Origin of the sequence: Nostoc sp. (assembly GCF_036919675.1) — a bacterium.
Taxonomy (GTDB): domain Bacteria; phylum Cyanobacteriota; class Cyanobacteriia; order Cyanobacteriales; family Nostocaceae; genus Nostoc.
The window spans coordinates 1-26604 of sequence record NZ_JBALCP010000050.1 but is presented as its reverse complement, the minus strand read 5'-3'; the positions used below and the strand labels follow the sequence as shown (position 1 = coordinate 26604).

Annotated in this window: 24 protein-coding genes; 17 read left to right on the top strand and 7 right to left on the bottom strand. The window is 41.4% G+C overall.

Annotation, left to right across the window (positions count from 1 at the left end):
- Window positions 1-333: a divalent-cation tolerance protein CutA gene (gene cutA, locus V7K49_RS09365; protein WP_335205334.1), complete on the top strand. Its 333-nt coding sequence runs from the start codon at window positions 1-3 to the stop codon at window positions 331-333.
- A 134-nt stretch (window positions 334-467) separates the two neighbouring features.
- Here the strand turns inward: cutA and V7K49_RS09360 are convergent, their stop codons facing one another.
- Window positions 468-1409, bottom strand: a complete 942-nt coding sequence (locus tag V7K49_RS09360; protein WP_335205333.1) for an ADP-ribosylglycohydrolase family protein — start codon at window positions 1407-1409, stop codon at window positions 468-470.
- A 527-nt stretch (window positions 1410-1936) separates the two neighbouring features.
- Between V7K49_RS09360 and V7K49_RS09355 the strand changes: the two genes are divergently transcribed.
- The 6 genes from V7K49_RS09355 (at window position 1937) to V7K49_RS09330 (ending at window position 9635) form a co-directional block, all read left to right on the top strand.
- A complete protein-coding gene (locus V7K49_RS09355; protein WP_335205332.1) occupies window positions 1937-2476 on the top strand; it encodes a hypothetical protein in 540 nt (179 codons plus the stop codon).
- Between the two features lie 240 nt (window positions 2477-2716).
- On the top strand, window positions 2717-4633 hold the full coding sequence (gene sir / locus V7K49_RS09350; protein WP_335205331.1) for a sulfite reductase, ferredoxin dependent: 1917 nt from the start codon (window positions 2717-2719) through the stop codon (window positions 4631-4633).
- Between the two features lie 112 nt (window positions 4634-4745).
- On the top strand, window positions 4746-5390 hold the full coding sequence (locus tag V7K49_RS09345; protein WP_335205330.1) for a Uma2 family endonuclease: 645 nt from the start codon (window positions 4746-4748) through the stop codon (window positions 5388-5390).
- A gap of 13 nt (window positions 5391-5403) precedes the next feature.
- Entirely contained in the window at window positions 5404-6111 is a 708-nt protein-coding gene (locus V7K49_RS09340) for a 16S rRNA (uracil(1498)-N(3))-methyltransferase (protein WP_335205329.1), read from the top strand.
- 64 nt (window positions 6112-6175) lie between these two features.
- Window positions 6176-7240, top strand: coding sequence for a tetratricopeptide repeat protein (locus tag V7K49_RS09335; protein ID WP_335205328.1), 1065 nt, complete (start codon window positions 6176-6178; stop codon window positions 7238-7240).
- An 88-nt stretch (window positions 7241-7328) separates the two neighbouring features.
- Window positions 7329-9635 carry a VIT domain-containing protein gene (locus V7K49_RS09330; RefSeq protein ID WP_335205327.1) on the top strand — a complete coding sequence of 769 codons (2307 nt, stop codon included), beginning with the start codon at window positions 7329-7331 and terminating at the stop codon, window positions 9633-9635.
- Window positions 9636-9690: 55 nt separating this feature from the next.
- Here V7K49_RS09330 and V7K49_RS09325 read toward each other — a convergent pair whose 3' ends face one another.
- Window positions 9691-10236, bottom strand: a complete 546-nt coding sequence (locus V7K49_RS09325) for a hypothetical protein (protein ID WP_334870349.1) — start codon at window positions 10234-10236, stop codon at window positions 9691-9693.
- Window positions 10237-10640: 404 nt separating this feature from the next.
- Here V7K49_RS09325 and V7K49_RS09320 point away from each other — a divergent pair, with 404 nt between their 5' ends.
- Window positions 10641-11345, top strand: coding sequence for an esterase/lipase family protein (locus V7K49_RS09320; protein WP_335205326.1), 705 nt, complete (start codon window positions 10641-10643; stop codon window positions 11343-11345).
- 124 nt (window positions 11346-11469) lie between these two features.
- On the opposite strand, the gene V7K49_RS09315 is transcribed toward V7K49_RS09320, so the two are convergent.
- The gene (locus V7K49_RS09315; RefSeq protein ID WP_335205325.1) at window positions 11470-11901 is read right to left on the bottom strand and encodes a VOC family protein; all 432 of its coding nucleotides are present in this window, start codon (window positions 11899-11901) and stop codon (window positions 11470-11472) included.
- 506 nt (window positions 11902-12407) lie between these two features.
- Between V7K49_RS09315 and V7K49_RS09310 the strand changes: the two genes are divergently transcribed.
- The 6 genes from V7K49_RS09310 to V7K49_RS09285 all read left to right on the top strand — a co-directional run bounded on the left by V7K49_RS09310 (window position 12408) and on the right by V7K49_RS09285 (window position 20645).
- A complete protein-coding gene (locus tag V7K49_RS09310) occupies window positions 12408-13253 on the top strand; it encodes a DUF92 domain-containing protein (protein ID WP_335205324.1) in 846 nt (281 codons plus the stop codon).
- A 448-nt stretch (window positions 13254-13701) separates the two neighbouring features.
- A complete protein-coding gene (locus tag V7K49_RS09305) occupies window positions 13702-14484 on the top strand; it encodes a peptidylprolyl isomerase (RefSeq protein WP_335205323.1) in 783 nt (260 codons plus the stop codon).
- Window positions 14433-17180: a peptidase domain-containing ABC transporter gene (locus V7K49_RS09300; RefSeq protein ID WP_335205322.1), complete on the top strand. Its 2748-nt coding sequence runs from the start codon at window positions 14433-14435 to the stop codon at window positions 17178-17180. Before V7K49_RS09305 ends, V7K49_RS09300 begins: the two co-directional genes overlap by 52 nt.
- 159 nt (window positions 17181-17339) lie before the next feature.
- The gene (locus tag V7K49_RS09295) at window positions 17340-17534 is read left to right on the top strand and encodes a hypothetical protein (RefSeq protein ID WP_335205321.1); all 195 of its coding nucleotides are present in this window, start codon (window positions 17340-17342) and stop codon (window positions 17532-17534) included.
- 468 nt (window positions 17535-18002) lie between these two features.
- A complete protein-coding gene (locus tag V7K49_RS09290) occupies window positions 18003-19796 on the top strand; it encodes a S8 family peptidase (protein WP_335205320.1) in 1794 nt (597 codons plus the stop codon).
- Between the two features lie 372 nt (window positions 19797-20168).
- A complete protein-coding gene (locus V7K49_RS09285) occupies window positions 20169-20645 on the top strand; it encodes a Uma2 family endonuclease (RefSeq protein WP_335205319.1) in 477 nt (158 codons plus the stop codon).
- Window positions 20646-20877: 232 nt separating this feature from the next.
- On the opposite strand, the gene V7K49_RS09280 is transcribed toward V7K49_RS09285, so the two are convergent.
- The 3 genes from V7K49_RS09280 to V7K49_RS09270 all read right to left on the bottom strand — a co-directional run bounded on the left by V7K49_RS09280 (window position 20878) and on the right by V7K49_RS09270 (window position 24079).
- Entirely contained in the window at window positions 20878-22374 is a 1497-nt protein-coding gene (locus V7K49_RS09280) for an HlyD family efflux transporter periplasmic adaptor subunit (RefSeq protein WP_335205318.1), read from the bottom strand.
- A 217-nt stretch (window positions 22375-22591) separates the two neighbouring features.
- The gene (locus V7K49_RS09275; RefSeq protein WP_335205317.1) at window positions 22592-23467 is read right to left on the bottom strand and encodes an SDR family oxidoreductase; all 876 of its coding nucleotides are present in this window, start codon (window positions 23465-23467) and stop codon (window positions 22592-22594) included.
- 234 nt (window positions 23468-23701) lie between these two features.
- Window positions 23702-24079 carry a hypothetical protein gene (locus V7K49_RS09270; protein WP_335205316.1) on the bottom strand — a complete coding sequence of 126 codons (378 nt, stop codon included), beginning with the start codon at window positions 24077-24079 and terminating at the stop codon, window positions 23702-23704.
- Between the two features lie 128 nt (window positions 24080-24207).
- Here V7K49_RS09270 and V7K49_RS09265 point away from each other — a divergent pair, with 128 nt between their 5' ends.
- The 3 genes from V7K49_RS09265 (at window position 24208) to V7K49_RS09255 (ending at window position 26041) form a co-directional block, all read left to right on the top strand.
- Window positions 24208-24396, top strand: a complete 189-nt coding sequence (locus tag V7K49_RS09265; protein ID WP_335205315.1) for a hypothetical protein — start codon at window positions 24208-24210, stop codon at window positions 24394-24396.
- A gap of 711 nt (window positions 24397-25107) precedes the next feature.
- Window positions 25108-25473, top strand: coding sequence for a toll/interleukin-1 receptor domain-containing protein (locus tag V7K49_RS09260; protein ID WP_335205314.1), 366 nt, complete (start codon window positions 25108-25110; stop codon window positions 25471-25473).
- Between the two features lie 13 nt (window positions 25474-25486).
- Window positions 25487-26041: a hypothetical protein gene (locus tag V7K49_RS09255; RefSeq protein ID WP_335205313.1), complete on the top strand. Its 555-nt coding sequence runs from the start codon at window positions 25487-25489 to the stop codon at window positions 26039-26041.
- Window positions 26042-26049: 8 nt separating this feature from the next.
- Here V7K49_RS09255 and V7K49_RS09250 read toward each other — a convergent pair whose 3' ends face one another.
- Window positions 26050-26292, bottom strand: a complete 243-nt coding sequence (locus V7K49_RS09250) for a hypothetical protein (RefSeq protein ID WP_335205312.1) — start codon at window positions 26290-26292, stop codon at window positions 26050-26052.
- Window positions 26293-26604 lie beyond the last annotated feature (312 nt).

Genomic DNA, 26604 nt, shown 5'->3' with positions numbered 1-26604 from the left:
ATGGAGATACCTAGTGGCTATGGTGTGGTATTGGTGACAGCCGGCAACATGCAGGAGGCAGAAGCAATTGCAAATGTCCTTGTGGAAGCTAAACTCGCTGCTTGTGTGAGTCTGTTACCAATCCACTCAATTTACATCTGGCAAGGGGAACTGCATAAAGAGCAAGAATGGCAATTACTGATTAAAACTGATTTGGCGCAATTTCCTGCAATGGAGGCCAAAATTAAGGAACTGCACTCCTATGAAGTTTCAGAAATTATTGCTTTACCAATTGTTGCCAGTTCTCAAGCCTACTTGCAGTGGATTTCTCAGCAAGTTAAAAGTGAAGAGTGAGGAGTGAGGATTTTCATAACTCCTCACTCCTCACTCTCAACTACTAACTTTAAGCGTAAACAGCTGCTTCAAAACGAGTTGCCAAGTTAATAATGTCCTGCTTACCAGCAATTGGTATAATTTCTAATTCCAAACTAGCTGTAAATAGCCTTTGCAAAACGCTCTGCCAAGTAAATAATGTCTTGTCTACGAGCAATTTGATTCATCCATTTTTGAGGAATATTTTCGACTCCGTAATAAATTCCCGCTAATCCACCTGTCACAGCAGCGGTAGTATCAGTATCCCCGCCTAAGTTAACAGCTTTCAGTACCGCTTCAGAATAAGAGGAGCTATTTAATAAACACCATAGGGATGACTCTAAGGTATCAATCACATAGCCACTAGAACTAATCTCTTCCACTGGTAACTTGGCAATCTCACCATTCAAAACTCTGCCAAAATGGGGCTTCTCTAACAAAAATTCTCGGGCAGAATAAATTGTTTGGATATCTTGTAATGCTTGTAAATAAGCTGTTTGCAGGTCAGCCCCTTCCAAGAGCGCCACTGCAATACTAATATAAATGCCACAAGCGATTTGCGATCGCGCATGAGCATGAGTAATCGCCGAAACATCATGCACCCGCGCCAGCAATTCGCCTAAAGTTAAATTTCTGTGACAATAAGCCATTGGCAAGATTCTCATCAACGAACCATTGCCATTATTATTTTCAACCTTGCCACCCGCCTGATGGGGAACAACTCCCTGTTTCAGGCGCATAATTGCTGTGTGGGTAGTTTGACCAATATCAAAGACATCGCCACGAGGAGTCCAGTAAGCCTCCTTGTACCAGCGCCAGAAGGAATTAGCTATAGCATCCAACGAATACCCTCTACAAAGGCATTCTGCCAAGCAAAAGCTTAACGAACTGTCATCTGACCAAGTTCCTGGTGGTTGATTCCATGTGCCATAACCCAGCATTGTTGTCACTGGAGATTTCACTCGTTCAGCACGGCTAGTAAACTCCACTGGCACACCCAACGCATCACCGACACATAAACCCATCAAACCAGACAACGTTTTTGCAGCGGTTAGCATTATTCAATCTCCACAATAATTGCTCAAAATTAACTTTATAGATTCCCTCTATAGCTTGTTGCAACAGATGCTACAGCCTACTTTTTCATCCTATGTGAAAAGCTCGGTAAAAAGTTGTTAATCGGGTATTTTTTTTACCATATTCTGACTTATACCAATTCGCTATGAAAATGCAATTAATTTTTATTTAACGAACCGCCAAGTACGCCATTGCGCAGCGTCTCGGAGAGAAGTACGCCAAGGAAGAAGGAATAATCATTTAGTGCAAGTTTACTGATAATTGGTATCAGTTTAAGTTCCAAATATTATGCTAGTTTAAAAAGCGTCTGTCTTGAGATAAAGAACTAGGATGAGAAGATATTGAAATGTAATTATAATAGCTTATTTATTATTTTCAGGGATAGTTACCCTGTAAGCGTTATGAATCAATAACAGTCATTTAATAAAATTTATGAATTATTTGGAACATTTTTACATAATTTTGACTTGGAATATATAAGTAAAAAATACAAAATTTGGTAAAAATTATGAAACGCTCACTCAATTGTTTAATGACAATTTCTGCATTGTCTTCCTTAATAGTTGCTCCTCTTGTTCTATCAGTTGGTCAAGCTTCTGCTGAAACCAAAAAAGGTACTGATGCTAGTTATGTTGGTGCTGGTGTTGCAGCTGGCGTTACCAGCGGTAGACAAGGCATCAACGATGATGCCACATTTGGTCGTAATCTCACAGGTCGCGTGAAATTAGGAAATACGCCGTTTTCTGCACGCGTTAATGTCCTCTGGAGTAATAAGACGAGTGCCATCATCCCAGAACTTTCTGTGGATGTACCTATCGCTAATAGAACTAATGCTTATTTAACTGGTGGTTATTCTTTTGTAGAGAAAGATGGCTCATCAATTCCCATAGGTAACGGAGATTCAGTAGCGATAGGTGCTGGTGTTGAATCGGAAGTTGCTAACAATTTCCTCGTCTATACTAATGCCAACGTAGGGCTTGGTGCTTACCAAAATAGCGATGCTTCTGCTGTTGGTATCAATCGTAGTATTGGCTATAGCTTCAAATAAAAGATTATTGAGTCCTCACTCACTCTATACTTTACTTAGTACTCAGGACTTAGCACTTCTTCACTCACTGCGCCAAAAAGCTAATTTTGTTAAGTGTTACATCACTGAGAAAGCCGGCTTTTGCCGTGGTAAAATTAAATTATTCCTCATTATTCCGGCCGGATTACCGGGGATCAAGTAGCCGAAGGGTGCTGATTCGGCGTCTACGTAATGCTTTATTGAGAATACTATACAAGTCTAATGGTTAAATCTGCTCCTTCCCCCATCACTAACCGTAAGCCTTCCAAACTAGAAGGAATCAAGGAAAATAGTAATTTTTTGCGTGAACCTGTAGCAACTGAGATCCTTGAAGATACTACCCATTTTACCGAAAATGCGGTGCAGCTTTTGAAGTATCACGGTTCTTACCAGCAGGATAACCGTGACAACCGCACTAAGGGACAGGAAAAAGATTACCAGTTTATGCTGCGGACAAAAAATCCAGGTGGTTTAGTACCACAGCAGCTGTATCTGGCTTTAGATAAACTAGCTGATGAGTATGGCAACCACACCTTACGAGTAACTACCCGTCAAGGTTTCCAAATGCACGGAATTTTAAAGAAGAATCTTAAGACAGCGATCGCCACAATTGTCAAGAACCTGGGTACGACTTTGGGAGCTTGCGGCGACATCAACCGCAACGTGATGGCACCACCAGCCCCCTTTAAGAATCGCCCAGAATATCAGTATGCTTGGGAGTATGCCCAGAATATTGCTGACTTGCTCTCAGCGCAAACAGGTGCTTATTACGAAATTTGGTTGGATGGGGAAAAAGCAATTAGTGCTGAAGAAAGCCCAGAGGTGAAGGCGGCCCGACAGCGCAATGGTAATGGCACAATTATTCATGACAACGAAGAACCAATTTATGGCACTCACTATATGCCCCGCAAGTTCAAAATTTGCGTGACAGTGCCAGGGGATAATTCGGTTGATTTGTATTCCCAAGACCTGACCTTGGTAGTAATTACCAATAAGAAGGGACAATTAGAAGGATTTAATATTTTTGCTGGTGGTGGCTTAGGGAGAACACACGGTAAAGAAGAAACTTTCGCTAGGTTAGCAGATCCGATTGGCTATGTGGCTAAGGATGACGTTTACGATATAGTGAAAGCGATTGTTGCTACCCAGAGAGATTATGGCGATCGCACTGATCGTCGTCATGCCAGATTAAAATATCTAATCAACGATTGGGGTGTAGATAAATTCCGTACCCAAGTTGAAGAATATTTCGGTAAACCTGTTGAAGCCTTCAAACCACTGCCAGAGTTTAAATATCACGACTTCCTCGGCTGGAATGAACAAGGTGATGGCAAGCTATTCTTAGGAATTTCCATTGACAATGGTCGAATCAAGGATGAAGGTTCGTTTCAACTGAAAACCGCCTTGCGGGAAATTGTCGAGCAGTTAAACTTGTCCATCCGCCTGACACCCAACCATAACCTGATTTTTTACGATATCGAACCAGATAGCAAGCAAGCTATTCAAGACATTCTCAGCCGTCACGGTGTCGGAGACGACCCTAGTAAAATCGAACCTTTAGTGCGGTATGCAATGGCTTGTCCTGCTTTGCCCACCTGCGGCTTGGCAATCACGGAATCCGAACGGGCAATACCGGGGATTTTGGAGCGGATTCGCGCCCTGTTAGATAAAATAGGTTTACAAAATGAGCATTTTGTGGTGAGGATGACCGGATGCCCTAACGGCTGCGCTCGTCCCTACTTAGCAGAATTGGGCTTTGTCGGTAGCGCCCCAGAATCTTACCAATTATGGTTAGGGGGTTCGCCAAATCAGACTCGACTGGCGCAACCTTACACAGAGAAGCTGCACCATAATGACTTGGAAAGCTTCCTAGAGCCGATTTTTGTTTACTTTAAGAAATTTCGGAAATCGAAGGAAAGCTTTGGTGATTTTTGCGATCGCGTTGGTTTTGATGCTATCCGGGAATTTACCGCCACTTACGATCCCCAAACAGCCAATGGTGCAAACAAATCACGCCACCGGGTGAATTTGAAAGCAGAGGTTTATAGCAAGTTGAAGGAAGTAGCCCAAAGCCAAAGTAAGCCGATGACTCAGTTGGTGAGTGAAGCGCTAGAGGTTTACTTCCAGAATCTTTCCTAAGCCGAAAAATTGAAGATAATAAAACTACAGATAGACACAGATGGATTTATCTGTGTCTATCTTGTGTAAATCCTAATGCCGTTAGGTAACACATCCACAGGAAAACTGAACTATGGTAACAACAGCAAAATTTGCAGAAACTAGGGATGTGCTGCAAAACATTAGCTGGCACACATTCAAAGCCATGCTGGCAGATATGGGATGTGAGCGAAACAAAAGGCTAGCTTATGACAACGGAATAGTAGAAATCATGACTCCGCTGATGCCACACCAGAACTCAAACCGTCTAATTGAAGGTTTTGTTCTTGTGCTGTGTGAAGAATTTAGTTTAGAAGTTAAAAGCGCTGGCTCGTTGACTATGACGCGAGATGATTTGGAACAAGGAGCCGAGCCGGACAGTAGCTACTACATCCAAAATGAATTGTTAGTCCGCAATAAAGAAAATATTGATCTGAGTACAGACCCACCACCAGACTTAGTACTGGAAGTAGAATACTCCAGATCCAAGATAGACAAGTTGGCTCTTTATGCTTCAATGGGAGTTCCAGAATTCTGGCGGTATAACGGAAATGTGTTGCGCGTTTACACCCTCAATGGTGGGCAATACTCACAGAGCGATCGCAGTCCAACTTTTGCGCCTGTGCTGGTGACGGAGATTTCCCGATTTATCCAAGAAAGCAAGAAAGTTGGACAAATAGCAGCAACCCGTGCTTTCCGCACCTGGGTTAGACAGCAGATGTCTACAACAGGGCAGTAATTTATTAAGAAAAATGTCTCAACTGCAAAGAATTGCGATCGGACCCTCCCAATTTCAACAAGGGCAAATTTTGCTCACCAAAGAACAACAGCATTATTTAGGGCGTGTGTTGCGCTTGCGTGAGGGCGATCGCTTTATTGCAATGGATGGTAGGGGAAAATGGTGGTTAGCGCAGCTAGCAGATGAACAAGCACAGGTTTTAGAACCCGTTTCAGTAGAAACTGAATTACCTGTATTGATTACGCTGATGGTGGCGTTGCCTAAAGGCAATGGATTTGATGAAGTTGTACGATCTTGTACAGAGTTAGGAGTAGCTTGTATTGCACCAGTATTGAGCGATCGCACTTTGCTTGATCCTAGTCCTCAAAAACTCGAACGCTGGCGGCGCATCGCAACAGAAGCCGCCGAGCAATCAGAGCGCTCATTCGTGCCGAAAATTTTAGAACCTGTTACTTTTAATACTGCTGTCACCGCTAATCAGACAAGTCACCGTTACATTTGTGAGGCTCGTGGAGAGTATCCCCATTTAAACAAAGTGCTGAGTAGCATCTCTGAGGAGATTGTCATTGCTACTGGGCCAGAGGGAGGATGGACAACACAAGAAATTGAAAATGCGAAGTCATCTGGATTTCAACCTGTTTCCCTTGGTCGGCGCATCCTGAGAGCAGTTACAGCTCCGATAGTAGCATTATCCTTGATTACCGCAATTTGTGAAGTATAAATGATTTATAGCTCACGCAAATTTCCTTTTGCGCGAGACATCACTCCAGCGTGTATTTAAAGTGATGATTGAGCAAGTTGCGATCGCCTTTGAGCATAAAGATTATCAAACAGCTGCTAAATTACTCAAACAGCTGCGAAAAGAATCGCCAGACAATCCTTGGGTGCAATTTTATCTTGGTCGGTTGCATGAAGTATCTGGAAAGCATCAGGATGCGGAAAAAATTTATCGGCAACTGCTGCAAGATACGACAAATACCAAAATAGTGACGCTAGCACGTCAAGGTTTGCAAAGACTACAAGAAATGGAGCTAGAAGAAAGACAAAGAGCCATTTCTCAAGCAACATCTCAACCTAATAACACCGAACTTGGCGTATTAGTCTTAGAGCCTCTCAGTAACGAGATGAAAACAGAAGCATCTCGAAAATTCGCCCAGATTATGCAGCTAGACCCCTATACTGCACGACTAATACTGCCAAGTCGTGGCTGGAGATTGTACCGCACTGGCCAAGTAGGAGAACTAAAATTTTACGGAAAACAGTTACAGCAGGCTGGCATTCCTTGCTTTTGGGCAACAATAGCTCAAATTCAGCAAATTCAAGTTTATCAAGTCAAATATTTCCAGGAATTTACCCCACAAGTTACTGTTGTTTGCCGCAACCAGGCAAATCAACTCGGTTCTCTCACCTTTGACTGGTCAGAAGTCACAGCAAGAGTAGTGGGACTTTTGCCCATTTTTGAACAAGTTGTAGATGTTGATGCCTACCGGAAACTGGAACGGAAAACTCAAACACAAGATTATAGTCAGTTTTGTGATTTACATCTACCTGGTAGATGTTGCATTCTCCGATTTAATGACAACGGCTATGAATTTCAGCAAGGTTTAAAAATCATTTCCCAAGCTAGCCAAAATACAATCAGAATTAATTGGAATAGTTTATCAAGTTGGATTGACCAGCAACTACCTCAAGTCAAAATTTGGTCAGATTTCACATCCTTTGCAAATACAACATTAGATCAAACAGAAATGCTGGGCCATATCAAGTCTCACATTCATCTATTTCGCAGGGAAGAGACTAATTGGGACTCAGCTTTTCATTTATATAGTGGACTGGTGTTTGTTAAATAATTCGTAATTCGTAATTAAGTTTATTATTACCTACTGCCTACCTTAAGTAGTAAGTTTACAAATCAAATAAAAGTACTCTATCTAACCTATGAATTCAGCAGTCAACCAAAATCAACAGTTAGGCGGTTTGTACGTTCAATCCCTTCAAGGAGAGCAACTAGTTTTTCCGCTCAAGCATACGGAAGTTCTAGCAAAAATTGCAGGTAACTTATCACGAGTTGAGGTGATTCAAAGCTTTAAAAATCCCTTCACACAGCCTTTAGAAGCAGTGTATATCTTTCCGTTACCCGATGAGGCGGCGGTGGATGACATGGAAATCAAAATAGGTAGCCGCATTATCAAAGGTAATATTAAAAAACGTGAAGAAGCGCAACAAATTTACGAAAAGGCCAAACAAGAAGGACGCACCGCCGGACTTCTAGAACAGCAACGAGACAACATCTTTACCCAATCTCTGGCTAACATCAAACCTGGTGAACAAATTGATGTCACAATTCGTTACACCGAAAGTTTAAAATTTGAGTCGGGAAATTACGAATTTGTTTTCCCGACGGTGGTGGGGCCAAGATATATTCCAGGAACGCCGATAGATGGTAGCGGTGATACAGACCAAGTTCCTGATGCTTCTCGGATTACACCGCCTGTAGTCCCAGAAGGAATGCGCTCGCGTCACGATATTAATGTCACAGTAGAAATTGATGCAGGTTTACCAATTTCTCAAGTGCGTTCTCCTTCACATCAATTAAAAATTGAACACTCAGGTCAAATAGTGCGGATTCAATTAGCTGGAGAAGATACAATTCCCAACAAAGATTTAATTCTCCGCTATCAAATTTCTAGTCAAGAAACTCAATCTACGATATTAACCCAAGCCGACGATCGCGGCGGACATTTTGCAATTTATCTGATTCCAGCTTTGGAATATTCTACTGATGAAATTGTCCCCAAAGATGTCGTATTTTTGGTGGATACTTCAGGTTCACAATCGGGCGATCCATTGCAAAAGTGTCAAGAATTAATGCGGCGATTTATTAATGGGTTGAATCCTAATGATACTTTCACAATTATCGATTTTTCCGATAGAGTCAGACAGTTATCACCAACACCTCTACCGAATACATCAGAAAATCGTGCCAAAGCGATCGCTTACATTAACAATTTACAAGCTGATGGCAGCACAGAAATGCTCAGTGGCATTCGTGCAGCCATAAATTTCCCTACACCAGCTGGAAGATTACGGAGTGTTGTACTCCTAAGCGATGGCTACATCGGTAACGAAAATGAAATTTTGGCGGAGGTACAACAACACCTCCAACCAGGAAATCGCCTTTACAGTTTTGGTGCTGGTAGTTCAGTTAACCGTTTTTTACTGAATCGCCTTGCCGAAATTGGCCGGGGAATATCCAGAATTATTCGTCATGATGAACCCACAAAAGAAGTTGCCGAAAAGTTTTACAGGCAAATCAACAACCCCGTACTCACAAATATTCAAATCTCTTGGCAAGGTGACGCAGAATCACCTGTCATTTACCCAGCTACAGCGCCTGATTTATTCAGCGAACAACCATTAGTTTTGTTTGGTCGCAAACAGGATAGAGTCAGCGGTAATCTGCAAATATCCGGCATTGCTGCGGGTGATAAGCACTATGAAAAAATACTTCACCTCAAATTTGAGGAAACAGGAAATCTTGCTGTAGCGCAGTTATGGGGACGTGCTTGCATCAAAGATTTGATGAATCAAATGATCAGCTTTGAAACCAAGGCTGGTGTAGAAGCAGTTACAGAAACTGCCTTAACTTATCAATTGCTTTCTCAATACACTGCTTTTGTAGCTGTCAGTGATGACGTGGGGGTTGAACCAGGAAGCGAATATGTGTCTATGCAAGTGCCAGTAGAAATGCCTGAAGCAGTTAGTTACATTGGTGGTCTTCCGGCTGGTGGTTTTGCGGGTCAAGTCTCAACCTTAAAGGCAGCAGCACCAACCTTTGCAGACGTTCCAGATTTTCTCCGGCAAAAGCGATCGCCAAGATCCCCAATAGCGAAAGAAGTCGATATCTCTTTGAGCTTTGATTTTGAGGAGATGGAACAAGATGAAATATTAGACGCAGCCATCAACCATCAGTTAGAGGTCATCAGCGTCACTGGCTTGGATGAAATAGGAATTGCTAACCTAAGCCAACACCTTCAACAATTAAACTTGCCTTCCGGCTTCAGTGGTGAAATCGTCTTTGAGTTCACTCTCAACAAAGGTCGGGTAGAACGGGTAGTGTTGGATGAAAAAGCCTCTACCCTAAAAAATGCAGTTGTAGTGGAGAAAATTAAGCGATCGCTCCTAGTTTGGATTCTCCCATCTACAACTGGTAAACTTATCTTAATCTTGCGTATTCACACTTAACTCATCAGTCCTAATAGATACACAAAATAGGCACCAAATTCCGCGCCTCTGTGACTTAACCAGGCTTTTTTATCTGACGTGCCATGTCTAAGTAAGCACTCATATTCGCTCCTGGACGCCGCCGGCCATTAGAGCTAGTAGCCGAAGGAGCGAGATATTTAGGCGCAAACGTTGTTTCTTTTGGCTCCTCTTTGAGGACTTTGGCTGCTGCGGCTTTTGCATTTTTGCCAGGTTCAACTTTAAGACCCTCAGCAGTCTGAACTAGTGTAACATCAGGTGGTTTGGCATTTTTAGCTGATTTTGCCTTACCCTTAGCTGTGGCGGTTTTTGTTCCGTTCAATGAATCTGGCTTGGATGGATCTGGTGCTTCTGATCCAATTGTTGCCGTTACTTTCTTAGCATTCGATCCAACTGTCTCTGCTACTTTCTTCATATTCGATGCTACATCTTTAGCAGCATCTTTGACAGCATCTTTGGCTTCGTCCAATTCTAGGAAGTAGCCGTTGCTTTTCTTCTTCCCTGGTAAGAGTCCGGTAATGAAACCTAGAATACCGCTAAGAAAACCCTGAATACTCGAAATTGACTTTTTGATAAAACCCATTACAATTGCTCCTGCCTTTTACCTTTTATATTTGAAACTCAACCGTAATTGTTAAAAATTACGACAAAATGTTACATTTTATGCTTTGCGTCACCCCATTCTGGTGACAACCGTTATGGGTTTGTGCTTAATCAACATTGTAGTAAAACTAGAGGGCAAATGTTTTCTTGCAAGCACTTGCGACCTGTATCACCGAGAACTAATTATTAAATTTTACTGTAACTAAGAGCAAGATCCTGAAAGCAGGCTTCACAATAATTAACATTTCTTTGTTTGAAAATTACTGATTGGAGAAAAGCAAGCAGTTTACTTTCAACCAGTGGGAGGAGTGTCATAGTTTGTTGACAGATAGCAACGCTACTCAGTTACATTTTCTACAGACTTAATTCAGCCGGATTTTGTAGATGAACACTGAAAATCAGCAGCGCAATCCCGTGTTACTAGTACACGGGATTGACGACACAGAGGCAGTTTTCCATAAAATGAGGGCATACCTAATACAACGGGGTTGGTCTGTATATAGCTTGAATCTGGTTCCTAATAATGGTGATGTGGCTCTTGATGAGTTGGCAAAGCAAGTAGCTGGTTATGTCACGACCAGCTTTGCGTCAGAACAACGCCTAGATTTAGTCGGCTTTAGCATGGGAGGAATTGTCAGCCGTTACTATGTCCAGCGATTGGGAGGAATTAACCGCGTACAGAGGTTTATCACCATCTCTTCGCCCCATCATGGAACTGTGGTTGCTTATGCTTCCCAGCGTCCTGGTTGTATACAAATGCGCCCCAACAGCCTTTTTCTCAAGGATTTGAATTCTGATGCTGATATGTTAAGACAGCTTAACTTTACATCTATCTGGACACCTTATGATTTGATGATTGTCCCAGCGAATAGTTCACAAATGCCCGTAGGAGAAGAGGTAGTTGTGCCAGTTTCTTTCCACCCTTGGATGCTGATAGACTCCAAGAGTTTAGCAGTAGTCACAGCAGCTTTAGCAGAGCGGATTCAATCCGGTTCGGATAAGGCTCGATGCCCTCAACCCCCGTTAAAAAAGCTTGCTCAGAATGTCTCTATTTCCCCGTTTTTAAGGAGGATTAAGGGGGATCTTTAAAGATTGTGCAGCTTAACCCAAGCGGATTGAAAGCGGATTAAACTGCTCTTCCTTAAGAAAGCATCCAGTTAGTAGCCAGGATACTTGTTACACTTGCATTCTTTTATTTTTAATTTTGAATTGCTTAAGTCCTATCGCCAATTTGTGTATGTTCATAACTCCCAAAAATTGCCTCTGGGTAACGATAATATTTGAACTCCATTAGGTTATAAAAAGGATCTTCTAAAAAGAAAGTACGATGCTCAAGAGGAGAACCAATAAAGCGGTTTTTGGTTGATTCGCGAAAAAGTAGCTGTTGCTGTTGTGCCCTTTCTAGTAAATCCTGCCAGTCACATTCTTGAGTAAAAATTAGCCCAAAGTGTCTGGGATAGATAGTGCGTTGCGGTACCAAGGGTTCTTTGGTGACGTGAGCCACTAGTTGATGACTGTAGAGATTGAGAATCAGGGCGTGCTGGTTTTCACGACCAGGAATACAGCCCAAGCCATCCACGTAATATGCTTTTGTTTGGGCAACGTCAGTCACAGGGAAAGCAAGATGGAATAAAGTTTGGCTCATAGCTTGTGTGGAAAAGACTAGTAGTTGATGCTATCTACAATTTCTGCTGTTAAGTCTTGATTGTGGTCAACTTGAACACAGTTTTAATTGACATTAACTTATATTCTTTATCGTGATGACTAAGATTGGGGATTGAGTACCACTTCAGCCGCTGCACCAGGCAGCTATACTAATTTAGGTTTGCATGAGCACACACTTAGGAACGTAGATTTAATAAATTAAAGCTTTTTTAGGATGTGTTGGGTGCGTTACGCACTCAAAGTGTTCACTTAACTAAACAGAAGTTTTGCATTTTGTTTAATCCAGGTTCTTTAGTCAATATTGCAGTGTATATCTAAGACATTGTTTGTAGTTTTATACTCAGTTTTCAGAGTGATGCCTATGCTATTTAGTTAATAATACAAACATATTACCTGATCTGGGGAGGTGTCAGAAATTAAGCATTAAGGGTGATAAATTCGTTATTCTGTTGATATTCAGACAAAATTACTCGTGATTAATTGCTGATGTCATCCTTAATTGATTCTGTTAATCCCTGGTTGGTGGCGGTAGGATTAAACACAATTTTAGTGGGTTTAGCTTGGATTGTGCCGAAAAAGCTGCTTACTCCAGCAGGGTTATTGCACGCTTGGTTTCTAGCCATCTTAATTTGGGTAACTCTAGGCTGGCAAGGATATGCAGTAGTAATGTTCTATTTTCTGGTTGGTTCTGGGGTCACCCGCATCGGTATGGCGCAGAAGGAGGCTGAAGGAATTGCTGAAAAGCGTTCTGGGGCAAGAGGCCCAGAAAATGTTTGGGGTTCGGCTTTGACTGGGGCGCTGTGTGCTTTGGGAGTAGGGATAATAAATTCGGGATTTATTGTACCTAGTCCCCAATTTCTAGTCCCCAATACTTCGGCTGCGGCTCCATCGAGCGAAGCCGAGATGCTCAGTACAAGTCTCCAGTCCCTACTTTTGTTAGGCTATGTAGCGAGTTTCAGTACCAAGCTGGCTGACACCACTGCTAGCGAAGTCGGTAAAGCGTATGGTAAAAGCACCTTTCTAATTACCACACTTCAACCAGTACCTCGCGGTACCGAAGGGGCGGTAAGCTTAGAAGGAACTTTAGCTGGTATTGTGGCTTCTGTAGCGATCGCATTTGTTGGTTGGGGAGTTGGTTTAATTGATCTATTAGGAGTAGCTTTGTGTGTCCTAGCAGCATTTATTGCCAACAACTTAGAAAGTGTGATTGGGGCAACACTCCAATCTAAGTATACTTGGCTGACCAATGAAGTAGTTAATATTTTTAATACTTTAATCGGTGCGATCGCGGCTGTGCTACTTGCCTGGACATGGATAAGCATCATTAAGTAGCTCGGTGAGAATAAACAATTACTCGTTAATATCGGGTATGGTATGGGTTTTTTGCGCCACTTGCGACAACTTTGGTCACCTGAGCAACGCAGTGGCTCGACTTTTAGCAACTAGGATAGAAAACTGGCAAGAAACAATTCTTAATATGTTTTGCTTTATTTTCGCCTATCTACCTACCTGATTATTTCTCTGAATCTATAAAGATTTGGTTACACAACTTGCTTTGCTTTACAACTGATATTTTCAATCCTGTTTTGTCCCCACTAGACCGTAAAAGTAATCATGGGAAATTATTTTATTTACTAGGTATATAATTTTTTGACCATTTAGATGTAATTAGTTCATGGAATATTTATCATATTGATCCATCAAGGACAAGATAATTTCTATATGTATGATTTAATTTAAAAGTCCTATAAGTGTTTAACCATATTAACATAATTAATTCATGGAACCTTTATCATTTTTGACAATCAATGACCAAATAATTTCCCTTGAGGAAGCAATAAAGTACCTGCAAGCCTCTGGAAAATTGGGACACTTCATTGGGGATATTCTTCGCCAGTACGTAATTGAGGAAGAAATCCGAAACCGAGATGATGTTGAGATTGGTACAGCAATAACTGAACAGGCAATTATTGACTTTAGGCTGAAAAATCAACTGACTGACCCCCAAAGTTTTCAAGAATGGTTAAAAACTAATAACACAGATTACACTACCTTTCACACATCGGTTGCTTTTGGTTACAAGTTAGAAAAGCTAAAAGCTGTAGTTACCCAAGCAAAACTCCAAGAATATTTTATTGAACGCAAAATTTTTTTGGATCGGGTAGTACTTTCCCGGATCGTTGTTGATAATCAAGAACTGGCAGACGAACTACAAACCCAAATTGAAGAAGGAGGTAGCTTTGAGCAACTAGCCAAAGAGTATTCACTTTCAGATGACCGAATTGTGAACGGCATGATGGGAATAGTCAGCCGAGGAAGTATGCCGGATATATTACGGGCAGCTATTGATGTGGCGAGTCCTGGACAATTAGTAGGACCAATAGAAATCGTTGGCAAAGACTCTCCCCCAGGAGAAGGACCTTATGGTTTGTTTCGAGTAGAACAATTTCTGCCAGCGTCTTTAGAAGATACTCAACTAAAGCAAGCACTACAAAATGAGTTATTTGAAAAATGGCTAGCAGAGAAAATTCAAAAACTGACAGTCAAATTACAAGTGAGTTAAATATTCTGGATAATGAATCTTTACGATTAAAAGTGCTAGCTTCTTTGCCTTGGAATCAGCCACCGCTATGCTGGCTGACTCCCGAACAACAATCCCGATTGGAAAATGAGTCCCAAACCCGTCAGTATCGTCTTGGAGAAAAAATTTGGTCAAACGATGTCGGCGGTTACCAATTCTTAATTGTGGCTGGAAAAGTTCGCTTGCGAGACGACAGTCGCGACAAGTCGGCAAAGCTGCCCAACGCGCTATCTCAAGAGGGCATTGGCAAACCTTTAGCAGCCCTAGATGTAGGGGATTGGTTTGGTGACTTACAAAAGCTGTCTGCGGATTTTAAAGCTGTAGCTGCTAGTAAAGAAGTGGTAGTAGTGTATTGGGATACAGCGTTGTGGGCAGAATTTTCTAACCCACAAATTCAGGAGTTCTGGCAAGTATTACCAGTGGGCATGGAGAGAGAAAGGGAGACATTTTCTTTCTCTTCCACTCGTTCACTAGCGCCAGCCTCAGAGGGAACTTCCAGCCCCCACAGCCTCCAACCCCAAAGAGGACTCCCAGCCGCTAATCTAATCGTCTCAAATTATCCGTTTGTTGCCAGCTGGAACACCGCTGCTGCTTGTTTAACAATGGTGGCGCAACAGTTAGAAAATTCTGTGCAACTGGAATGGGTGCAGCGCCAACTCAGAGGACAACGCCCAAAACAGGTTGTGGAAGCAGCAGAAAAGTTAGGGTTAGTGGTGCGGCGGTTACAAGTAAATTGGGGTGAGTTGCGACAGCTGTCATTTCCAGCCTTACTGCTGTGGAATTCTGACTCACCCCAGAGTCCATCTTGGGTGGTAGCCTATGGAGTTAAGAGCGATCGCCTAATTATCGCTAACCCTCTAAATCCCGATCGGATTTGCGAAAGCTTGCCGCAGTCGATAGTTGAGGCGTCTTGGGATGGACAATTGTGGCAAGTAGAACTAATATCTCAGCAAGAAAAATTTAACCTCAGTTGGTTCACCCCGGCAGTTTGGAAGTATAAGAAATTGCTAACAGAAGTATTGTTAGCATCTTTTACCTTGCAGCTTTTGGGGTTAACAACACCGCTAATTACGCAAGTTGTCATTGATAAAGTGATGGTGCAGGGGAGTTTGCCGACTCTCGATGTGATGGCGATCGCACTTTTGTTCGTAGCCATATTTGAATCGATACTTGGTATTCTGCGCCTATTCATTTTTACTCATACAGCCCGTCGTCTGGATTTGAGTTTATCAGCACAGCTATTTCGCCACCTAATGCGTCTGCCTTTGGCTTATTTTGAGTCGCGGCGCGTTGGAGACACAATAGCACGAGTCCAGGAACTTGAACAAATTCGTCAGTTTCTCACAGGTACAGCATTAACTGTAATTCTAGATAGCATCTTTGCTGTGGTGTACCTGGCGTTGATGTTTTACTATAACGTCCCACTCACCTTTGTCGCCTTAGCAGTACTGCCGCTATTTGCCACATTAACGATAGTTGCAACACCAATTCTGCGTAACTGGCTCAACGAAACTTTTAACCGCAGTGCCGATAGTCAATCGTTTCTAGTAGAGACAATCACAGGAATTCACTCCGTTAAAGCCCATGCAGCAGAACCAGTAGCGCGCGATCGCTGGGAAGGCTTGTTTGCTCGCTTCATTCGCACAGGTTTCAAAGCTTCTACCACCTCCAATATCAGCAGCAACATCGGTGACTTTCTCACCAATTTTTCCACCATGCTGATTCTCTGGTTTGGAGCCAAGTTAGTCATCGAACAAAAGCTCACAATCGGACAGCTAGTTGCCTTTCAAATGCTGTCTGGAAGAGTCACAGGGCCACTTTTGCGCTTAGTACAGTTGTGGCAAAATCTCCAACAAGTGCTACTTTCTGTAGATCGCATTGGTGATATTCTTAACGTCTCTCCAGAAGCTGAACTAGGAACTGGCCTAGTTTTACCACCCCTGAAAGGTCAAGTCACCTTCGAGCAAGTATTTTTCCGCTACCGGCCAAACTTTGAAGCAATTCTGCGGGGAATATCTTTCAATGTCGAACCAGGGCAATTTGTTGGCATTGTCGGACGCAGCGGTTCTGGTAAAAGTACGGTGTCTAAGATATTGCAACGCCTCTATCAAATTGAATCAGGACGCATCCTTATTGATGGTTTTGATATTAAAAGTGCCGATTTAGCCTCACTGCGGCAACAAATTAGTGTAGTTCTTCAAGAAGACTTTTTATTCAACGGTTCCATTTTGGAAAATATCACTCTCGGTAGTCCTGACATTACCGCAGAGCAAGTAGTAGAGGCGGCAAGACTAGCCGTGGCCCACGACTTCATCAGTCAATTACCCTACGGTTACGAAACCAATGTTGGTGAACGCGGTACAGCTTTATCTGGCGGACAGAGACAACGTATTGCCCTAGCAAGGCTATTTCTTTCCCAAGCACCGATTTTAGTTTTAGATGAAGCTACCAGCGCTTTGGATAGTGAAACTGAACAGCAGGTACTGCATAACCTACAAAAAATTTCCGCTAATCGCACCGTGTTTCTGATTGCTCACCGCTTTGCCCCCCTCAAACGTGCTGATTTGATTTTGGTATTAGAGCAAGGCGTGATTGCCGAACGTGGTACTCACTCCCAGTTGTTGCAACAAAAGGGTTTGTACTGGTCACTATATCAACGGCAGCAGGCAAATATCTAGTGATGCCAAGTCTAGATTTAACACCACCTTTCCTAATTCGGCTTCTAAAACGCCTGTTGGATAAGCAGCCAACTTCTATTTCACCTCAATAATTCAACTAAAAACGCTCTCTGGGATTAAGAGCGTTTTGCTGTTTGGTGACGTTCTGGCTTTCTCCCTTTGCCCAAATCTTATATTAATGTGCTGGAAAAATGGTCTTCTGCTTCTGACGAATTAAGGAGCGTTAATGCTCAAATTGAGTATCTGCTGACAAAAGCAGCACGCAAAACAGGGAGATGGAAAGAAGATAAGCGCCAAAAAAATACTAAAAAGCACAAGATGGATACACAGACGCAAGACACATTAGATGATTAATCTTAAATCCAACACTTGTATTACAGGTGTGATCAGAATGGTGTGCTTTTAAATTAGGTATTTGTCGTCTTAGTCTTGCATCACCGGAAAGGGAAATAGGAACAATTCTTTTTAAGGTATAAAAATAGGTGCGTTAACGGACTGTAACGCACCCTACTGGCATGACACAGTTAAGGTAATGCATTAAAAATCTCTGCAAACTCTAATTTGAGAAATATAATGCAATTTTTATATGGCACTAATTTCGATTAGTTAACTATTAATAATTTAAAATTGACTTGATAAATTGACTCTTCACAAAAAGCACTATTTTTAGAATGTTTTTTGGTAGTAAATTTAGCAATTTTTTATGAAAATTCATAGTAATTATTGACAATGGAGTTAATTCACACATTAAAACCTTTGAAAGAAAGGTTTTAACGCTTCAAACTGTCAAAAAAAGATTGCTATCTTTGAGAAAAAATACTTATGAGCATTGATCATGTTAATAACAATGTGTTGTCAAATAAACGGCTCAATGTCACTTCAATCTCCTCATTAGATAGCTTTAATACGAAGGATGACTACAGCCTCAACTCAATCGGACGTAGGAGCTACAACTCAGCCGATGCTGATGTGCAGTTGCAAAATAGGGGTGACTCTAAAAATAGCGGTAACGCTACTGCTACTGCTTTTAATGCTGCGAATTATAACTCCACCAATGGCTATGGCTTGATTAATGCAGCAGCAGCAGTGGCTAAAGCTGCTAATCAGAATACCTTTGCTGATGTTCCTGATCTTGGTGGCAATAATTGGGGAGCAGACCTGGTTAAAGCACCGGAAGCCTGGGCACATGGATACACAGGTAAAGGTGTTGTTGTCGCTGTTGTAGATACTGGAGTTGACTATAATCACGAGGATTTAAAGGATAATATCTGGACGAATCCCAAGGAAATTGCTGGCAATGGTAAAGATGATGATGGCAATGGCTATGCTGATGATATCCACGGCTGGAACTTTGTTGACAATACTAATAATGTCCTAGATGACAACGGTCATGGTACTCATGTTTCCGGCACGATCGCAGGAGAAAATAATAACTACGGTGTTACTGGTATTGCTTATGATGCCAAGATTATGCCCGTCAAAGTTTTAGATGACTCTGGCTCCGGTTCCTTTAATTCCATATCTAAAGGTATTCGCTACGCTGTGGATAATGGAGCTAATGTGATTAACCTCAGTTTAGGAGGGCCATCTTCCAATAGTACTTTAGAGTCAGCCATTGACTATGCCAGCAGCAAAGGAGTGATTGTCGTCATGGCAGCAGGTAATGATGGTGGCTCATCACCAGAGTATCCCGCCAGCTATGCATCCAAGTCGGGAATTGCAGTTGGGGCAGTAGATAGAAATAATAATATGCCCGACTTCTCTGACCGCTCTGGAACGAAGGAAATCGCTTACGTCACAGCCCCAGGAGTCAAAGTCTACTCATCAGTTCCGAATAATCAGTATGCCACTTATAGCGGCACGTCTATGGCTGCTCCCCATGTTGCTGGTGTAGTTGCTCTGATGCTTAGTGCTAACCACAACCTGACTGATGCCCAAGTCCGTCAGATTGTCACAGAAACGGCAGGAAATAGTACACAAACTACAAGCTCTAGTTTTAATCTTTCCAATGTCAGTTCTCTAGCGAATCAAGTGATTGCAAGCACAGCAACAAATAGTACACAAACTACAAGCTCTAGTTTTAATCTTTCCAATGTCAGTTCTCTAGCGAATCAGGTGATTGCAAGCACAGCAACAAATAGTACACAAACTACAAGCTCTAGTTTTAATCTTTCCAATGTCAATTCTCTGGCAAGGCAGGCGATGTCTGACGACAACCTGCTACACATCAACGCACAAACAGCAAATTATACATCACAGACAATTTCTAGTTTTAATAGTTCTCATGTCGGTTCTTTAACAGGTCAGGCAATTACAGAAAGGACAAACTATCAGACACCAGAGACAATTTCTAGTTTTAATAATTCTGATGTCAGTTCTCTAACAGGTCAGGCAATTACAGAAAGGACAAACTATCAGACATCAACCGAAGGTAATAACGGATTAGCCAATCCAGAATTACGGTCGCAATTCCAAAAGTCTGAGAAGATTCTGAGCAGCATCAATGTGGATAGCAATGATGATAATGATGATCAGAATAATCCTGATTTTGGCAAATTACTAGAGGGAATCCAAAAACAAATAGAGCAGTCTAAAAAATACTTGGGTATCGCTTGAAAATTATATAGCGATTTGCAATTGAGTTTAATACTGCTCGCTTCAGAAAATTAACCAAATAAAAAAGTTTGTAGAGATGTGAAATTTTGCGTCTCTACATTTTTATAATTATTGCTAATAATCCTTACCCCATAAGTATACCAAGCGAAAAGAACATATATTTCAGATAGAATATATTTGATAAAAAGCTATCACAGGATAAGAGAAAATAGGCGATCGCTCTTTTTTACAGAAGTTAATTGGCAGCGATCGCCTTTCTCTTGCTTGGAATAATAGAGTGCGATCGCTCTTTTGTAGATTGTCTGAAATGACAGGGAACAATCAGTCAGAACGGATGAGTTACAATTAAATCACTCTAGGCAAATATTAACTATGAAATGGGAAGAAGTTTGTGAACATAAACAGTTACAAAATTTACCATTCAAAATAGAATTAAATAAATGGGGTCAAATTGTAATGAGTCCCGTTAAAATTAAACATTCTTTTTATCAAGGAAGAATTCAACGTTTATTAGAATCTTTCTTGCAGACAGGAGAAGTTATGCCAGAATGTGCTGTTGATACGTCTGATGGGGTTAAAGTTGCTGATGTTGTCTGGTGTTCAGATACAAGATTTGCTCAAATTGAAGATCAGGTATCAGCATCTATTGCACCAGAAATTTGTGTGGAAGTGAAATCCAGTGGTAACACTTTCGATGAAATGGAATTTAAAAAAAGTTTATATTTAGAAGCTAAAGCTATAGAAGTATGGTTATGTAGTGAACAAGGTCAAATAAAATTTTATAATGAACAAGGTGAATTAGAGCAATCTTTGTTAATCCCTGAGTTTCCTAAGCAAATTAAACGGTAAGTAATGAATTATCTTGTGGGATAGCGGTGCAATAGCGTTGTTTAAATTCGATTGCTCTCAGCCCTTTTTAAATTTTTAATTTTGCGAAAAGTTGTAATAATGAGCCAGCGCTGCGGAAGGGTTTTCCTCCGCAGCAAACTTTTCAAGATGAATCTTTTAATTCCATTCTCCAAAATTTAAACATCGTAAATTCGGTGAGGGCGATTTTGTTCAAACAGGAGAAACTACAAACCTACCTAACAGAAAATGCCTCATTGAACCGCCGTGTCACAGGCTCAGTGATGAATGTCAAAATTGACTTTTTACGAGTGACAATTTCACCTGTAGCAGCCATCCCTGGTGTAAATTCTACTTCTTGGCCTCGCACGTTAACTGAGTGTTTATTTACCTTAATTCTGGTGGGGAAAACTAACCCCAATTCTTTATCAACAATTGCATTCGGACTGACTTGTATGACTTCGCCATCCACAGTGCCAAATTCCTGAAAGGGGAAAGTCGCCATTTTGACTTTTGCTTTCATTCCTTGACGAATAAACCCAATATCGCGGTTGAGAACTTTCACCTCTAAGAGCATTTCTTCCCCTTCCGGCAAAATTGACAGCAATTCTTCACCAGATTGCACTGGCCCCTTGGTGGCTTTAACTCTGTAAATCGTACCAGCAACGGGAGCCTCAATCGTTTCTAAAGCTTGCTGTTTCCTCGCCTGCTCTAATTGACCTTGAGCAGTTGTCAGTTCCTCTTTACGCTTGTTGAACTGGGTCAAAATTTCACTTTGGCGTTCTGATGATACACGCTCGGTTTGACTGCGTGCAGCGTTGTAAGCTTGTTCTGCTTGGTGAATTTCTTGGACTTGGGCAGCAATATCTTTTTCTAATGATGTGACTTTATCTTGAGCCTCTGTGATTTTATTCTGGCTATTGGTAACATTATCTTGTGCTCTAGTGATTTCTGTCTTTGCAAGAGTTAATTTTTCTTGGGCATCCAAATAATCCACACGAGGTACGGCGCCAGGAGTAATTAGGGTGTGTAGGCTTTTTTCCCTTTCTTGAGCAAGCGCCAAATTACTTTCAATTTTAATTCTGATACTATCTGCGTTCACAAGGTTGGTTTTGGCATTGCCAACGCTGCTTTTGGCATTAACTAAGTTGTCTTGCAATCTAGTCAAGCGGACTTTGGCTTGATTGATGAGTGCTATTTGGCGATTTGCTTCTGCTTCCGCCGCTGCTTGACGAGCTTGGAAGTCTTGCAGGCGGGAATTTAAAAGTTCATCTTGCACTTTCGTCCCAGTAGTTTTGCCTCCGGTGCGTTCTGCATCCAAACGTTGCAAATCGTCTTGAATCAATCTAGTAGATTTAGCTAGGCGGGAAACATCGGTTATTTGCAAGTCTGGATCTTTTTGAATCAGAACTTCACCTTTGGTAACGTGATCGCCTTCTTGCACTTTGACGGCGACAATTGACCCCCCACCCAAGGATGTCACCGGTCTTACCTGTGTGGAAGCAATTAATTCCCCTTGTGCTGTTGCTACTTCATCTATTTGTGAGAAGTGCGCCCAGGCGATCGCCCCAAATACAATGACGCTCATCGTTCCCGCTAATAATCTAGTGTACAGGGGTGGCAATTCCTGTACTGCCTTCCCTAATTCATAGGTGAGTTGTTCCTCTGGTTGAGCGAATCGCTCTTTTGTCTGACGGGCTTGAGCAGCATTTGCAGCTAGGGAAGATTTCATAGAATTTTAGATTATCGGTAATTAGGCATTGGGCACTTGTACTGAGCGACTTGTGCCGAGCATCTCGACTTCGCTCGATGGAACCGGAGCCGAGGTAAGCCGTTGGCGCAGCCTCTCGTAGAGAAGTATTGGGCATTGGACATTGGGTATTAGAACATTGGGTATTAGTTTTTCTGCTCATGCTCCATGTCCCATGCCCCATGCCCCATTACTTAATTCAAACAGCTAGATAGCGCCGCAAAAAGTTTTCTAATGTCTCCAACTGGAAGTTAAAAATCGCCTCTAAATTGGCAATTTCATCTTTTGTACAGAAAAATTCATTTGCTAGCAATGTACGATAGGTTCCTAAAGCTTTCTGGATTTGGGGATTAAATAAACCCAATCCACCTTGTAACCCATCAATGAGAAATAGTGGTGAGTTAATTATTACTGGCTCTTTGGTGAAGATCCGACCAAAAATTCGGGGAATATCTTCTCGTAATAAAATCTCCGGGCCTCCCACTGGTAAAATCTGGTTGCGAGCACCTTCAACTGTCACAGAATCCACCACTATCCTTGCCAAATCATCGGTACTGACAATTGAGGTACGATTTTTGCGATCGCCAATCAGCAAATACAATCCCGTTTCCCGAAATCGTTCTACCAGTGGCAACAAGTTAGATGCTAATCCAGCTGGGCGTAAAATTGTGTAATTTAAGCCACTAGCTGCCAAATATCGCTCTACTGCTCGTTTGGCTTTGAACACAGGAGCGTCTTCATATCCGCGATCGGCTCCCAATACAGAAATGAAGACAAAATGCTCTACCCCATTGACTTTTGCTTGGTCAATCAGTTCAATATTGGCGCGGTAATCTAAAGATAGAGCATCGCTATCAGAACCGTGGGCGCTGATAATATACTGGATATCCCGACTAGCTTTTTGGATATCTTTTTCCTCTAACAAGTCACCGATGAAAATTTCTGCACCCCGGTGTTCTAACTCGCTGTAGCGTGAGTTAAGGCGGACAAATGCCCGCACAGAGTGCTCTCGTTGCCGTAGGAGTCGCACAACTCTGCGACCAATTCCTCCCGTTGCTCCAGTTACTAGAAACATATAAATACCTAAATTGAATACTTTCAGCGTTTATAATTCTTGAAATCCTTGATATATGCTCAAAATCCGTTGAGCAATACTTAAACAACATGAGCATATCTTTATACTTTGTTACTATGCTCAAGATATCCTCACGCCAACTAAGCCAATAGATCACACCTTATTTATCTTAATACTCTAAAAATGATCCCCCACATCCTTGTAGATGCAGGGGATAGGGTAATGGGATTAGTTTTACTGGCTCAACAAGTTAATAGCTTGTTCAAGCGACATCTTAGCCTTGTGCAAGTTCAGCAGGTTCTCCTGGTCGTATCGGTCAGGATAGCTCATTTTCCTGCCCTCTAAAGTTATCCGAATTAGTGCTGCTTGCTCATCTGTGGGTGAATTCATCTCCTCAATAGCAGAACTGATTACCTGGATAGCGTTAAAGTTAGGGAATTTTAATCGTTTACCTTGCTTCATTTGTTGCAGCGCTAAAAGTGAAAATGCCATCAGAGTTACGATGTACGAGGTTTTGTATCCTGCATTCCCGGTTGGTTTGATGCCGTATCTACCACACAAGTCGCGTAATTCTTTAATAGTCTTGATTTCAAGTTCAGAACGCGTGAACATAAAATAGTAGTGTCCATTTTTGAAATTGGATATTGGTGGTTGTACTTCAGGCAAGTTGTAGCAACCACCAAAAAACAATCTATTGTTTTGGCACCAAGTAAATCAAGTCTTGTTCATATTTCTCAATAATGCCTAATCCTAAAGGGAACCCACAAAATTTACAACCAATTAAATCAAATAGAGAAGAATCATTAACAGAAAGGATTAACCTACGCATTACCAAGACTATGAAGGAAGAACTATCCACCAAGGATGATCCTCCAGAATTTTGCCGTCGTGCAATCCAGGAAGCATTAGATAAGGATAAAGACAAGTAATCTCAAAGGGATAGTTGTCACGAGTGTGTGAATTACTGGAATTAGTCAGCAATCAAGCATATTGAGATAGCACTATGCTTGATTGCTTGCGGAATACACCAAAATCAGAAAGCAAACTGGCGTTTGAGAAAGTAAAAGCTTATTTTGCTTGCGGAATACACCGAAATGAGAAAGCAAACTGGGGTTTGAGAAAGTAAAAGCTCATTTTGCTTGCGGAATACACCGAAATGAGAAAGCAAACACAGCTTTTGAGTAAGTCAAATGTCATTTTGCTTATTAAATTCGATTTTAGGGACTCCCAAATGAAAAAATATTCAGTTTAGCCAAAAGCTGTTGAGAGGATGTTTGAAAAGTCATAATTGGTGTATCAACGTTTTTTTACCCCACCCTAACCCTCCCCTTTACAAGGGGAGGGAACTAGATTTTCCAGTTTCCCCCCTTGGAAAGGGGGGATTAAGGGGGGTAAAAATTCGATTAAAATCACAGCCAACTACTTTTCAAACAACCTCTAAGATGACCACTCTACAAGATTGAATAATTTATTTGTTGGAAACCCCTTATTCATTTTTTCGATGTATTAACTAATACCTTAAGTAAGCAAGCAAGAATAAATCAAACTATATTACGTAATATAAAATTAATTAAAATAGTAAGTATAGGGCGTTGGCAATTATTGCCTATATAGAGAAGTAGATCTTAGGAGACTTTAAGATGAGTAACGAAGATCAGTTTGATGTCTTCCTTTGCCACAATAGCAAAGACAAGCCTGAAGTAGAAGAAATTGCTAATGAATTAACAAGACAAGGAATTAAACCTTGGCTAGATAAGTGGGAACTTCGTCCTGGTTTAGCATGGCAGTTTTTACTAGAACAACAAATAAAAAATATTAAATCAGCAGCAGTTTTTATAGGTAGCAGTGGATTAGTCCCCTGGCAAGATCAAGAGATGAGAGCTTTTTTAAACGAATTTGTAAAGAGAAACTGTCCCGTGATTCCCGTTTTGCTTGGGAATACACCACACCAGCCTCAACTCCCAATTTTTCTTAGACTTATTGGAATGGGGTATTACAGGGAATAGACCAGCGACAGTGGTGAAGGTAACTCCGCCATCGGAAACTCCAAGACAACAAATTGATGACTTCAGTTCTGAAAAAGGTGTAGACTACAGCGAACTCCGCAACGGGAAAAAATTTAAGATGACCAAAACTTCTTCACTCTTACAAGATGATGTTATTACATTAGAATGTAGGGGAAGCTTTTATACTAAATTTAAATGGTTATCTTATAACATAAAAAATGGAAATATAACCTTATATTCTAATATAAATGCTCAAACTAAATGGAAGGTACATATTATTGGTAATGGTATAGTTTCCTTAGAAAATCTGGGTGTAAATAATAGTTTAAAATGGTTGGCTATAACACAAAATTGTGATGTAATTTTAGCTTCTAACACAAGAGATAACCATACATATATATACTGGGAAATCAATATATTAGATGATGGAACAGTAGCCTTAAAAAATCTGCAAGAAATTCGTTATTTAAGTTGGTTAGATCGTATAACAGAAGATCATTCTGTTGGTTTAGCTCCTAATACAGGAGATAGATATACAGGTACACATTGGGAGATTTTTAAACACTAGAACACCGATCAAGTAATCATTGAGGGAGGGAGGTTGGTTAGTGCGCTTGTATTGAACTCTGCCTCAACTGAGCACCCCAGAACAGTGTGAAAGGTGGAGCGACCTTTTACCCTTAATGGCTTGGCAACTCTGGCTGGCACATGATATTGTGACCGACAATCCTTTGCCTTGGCAGAAGCAATAGTCCAAGTTATCCCTTGGACGGGTGGCTCAGGCAATGGCAGGAGTTTTCGCCGCGATTGGTACACCATCTGTTCCACCCAAACCCCGTAGAAAGTCCCCTGGCTGGCCTACTGGAAATGTCCGCCTACGTATAATTCGGTATCCAGTAGTCAGAAAAAGTACTAAAAGCCGAAAAAATAACAACCCAAGTCCGCTTAACCTTTTAGTTTTTCTACTTTGAGACGTGTAACTTGTAAACTCACTACTGCTGGGTCATTTTGTCATTCGTTAGTCTAAACTCCAGTTCTTACAGCACTTCCGTCTGTTATGAGGTACACTAGATTAAAATATAAATACTTTTAAATGAAGTCATATTCTGTCGAACTTCGAGAAAAAATAGT

Bases quoted from the DNA above. Each gene is read 5' to 3' on its own strand.
- cutA (WP_335205334.1), top strand. From the start codon at position 1: ATGGAGATACCTAGTGGCTATGGTGTGGTATTGGTGACAGCCGGCAAC.
- V7K49_RS09360 (WP_335205333.1), bottom strand. From the start codon at position 1,409: ATGCTAACCGCTGCAAAAACGTTGTCTGGTTTGATGGGTTTATGTGTC.
- V7K49_RS09355 (WP_335205332.1), top strand. From the start codon at position 1,937: ATGAAACGCTCACTCAATTGTTTAATGACAATTTCTGCATTGTCTTCC.
- sir (WP_335205331.1), top strand. From the start codon at position 2,717: ATGGTTAAATCTGCTCCTTCCCCCATCACTAACCGTAAGCCTTCCAAA.
- V7K49_RS09345 (WP_335205330.1), top strand. From the start codon at position 4,746: ATGGTAACAACAGCAAAATTTGCAGAAACTAGGGATGTGCTGCAAAAC.
- V7K49_RS09340 (WP_335205329.1), top strand. From the start codon at position 5,404: ATGTCTCAACTGCAAAGAATTGCGATCGGACCCTCCCAATTTCAACAA.
- V7K49_RS09335 (WP_335205328.1), top strand. From the start codon at position 6,176: ATGATTGAGCAAGTTGCGATCGCCTTTGAGCATAAAGATTATCAAACA.
- V7K49_RS09330 (WP_335205327.1), top strand. From the start codon at position 7,329: ATGAATTCAGCAGTCAACCAAAATCAACAGTTAGGCGGTTTGTACGTT.
- V7K49_RS09325 (WP_334870349.1), bottom strand. From the start codon at position 10,236: ATGGGTTTTATCAAAAAGTCAATTTCGAGTATTCAGGGTTTTCTTAGC.
- V7K49_RS09320 (WP_335205326.1), top strand. From the start codon at position 10,641: ATGAACACTGAAAATCAGCAGCGCAATCCCGTGTTACTAGTACACGGG.
- V7K49_RS09315 (WP_335205325.1), bottom strand. From the start codon at position 11,901: ATGAGCCAAACTTTATTCCATCTTGCTTTCCCTGTGACTGACGTTGCC.
- V7K49_RS09310 (WP_335205324.1), top strand. From the start codon at position 12,408: ATGTCATCCTTAATTGATTCTGTTAATCCCTGGTTGGTGGCGGTAGGA.
- V7K49_RS09305 (WP_335205323.1), top strand. From the start codon at position 13,702: ATGGAACCTTTATCATTTTTGACAATCAATGACCAAATAATTTCCCTT.
- V7K49_RS09300 (WP_335205322.1), top strand. From the start codon at position 14,433: ATGGCTAGCAGAGAAAATTCAAAAACTGACAGTCAAATTACAAGTGAG.
- V7K49_RS09290 (WP_335205320.1), top strand. From the start codon at position 18,003: ATGAGCATTGATCATGTTAATAACAATGTGTTGTCAAATAAACGGCTC.
- V7K49_RS09285 (WP_335205319.1), top strand. From the start codon at position 20,169: ATGAAATGGGAAGAAGTTTGTGAACATAAACAGTTACAAAATTTACCA.
- V7K49_RS09280 (WP_335205318.1), bottom strand. From the start codon at position 22,374: ATGAAATCTTCCCTAGCTGCAAATGCTGCTCAAGCCCGTCAGACAAAA.
- V7K49_RS09275 (WP_335205317.1), bottom strand. From the start codon at position 23,467: ATGTTTCTAGTAACTGGAGCAACGGGAGGAATTGGTCGCAGAGTTGTG.
- V7K49_RS09270 (WP_335205316.1), bottom strand. From the start codon at position 24,079: ATGTTCACGCGTTCTGAACTTGAAATCAAGACTATTAAAGAATTACGC.
- V7K49_RS09265 (WP_335205315.1), top strand. From the start codon at position 24,208: ATGCCTAATCCTAAAGGGAACCCACAAAATTTACAACCAATTAAATCA.
- V7K49_RS09260 (WP_335205314.1), top strand. From the start codon at position 25,108: ATGAGTAACGAAGATCAGTTTGATGTCTTCCTTTGCCACAATAGCAAA.
- V7K49_RS09250 (WP_335205312.1), bottom strand. From the start codon at position 26,292: ATGGTGTACCAATCGCGGCGAAAACTCCTGCCATTGCCTGAGCCACCC.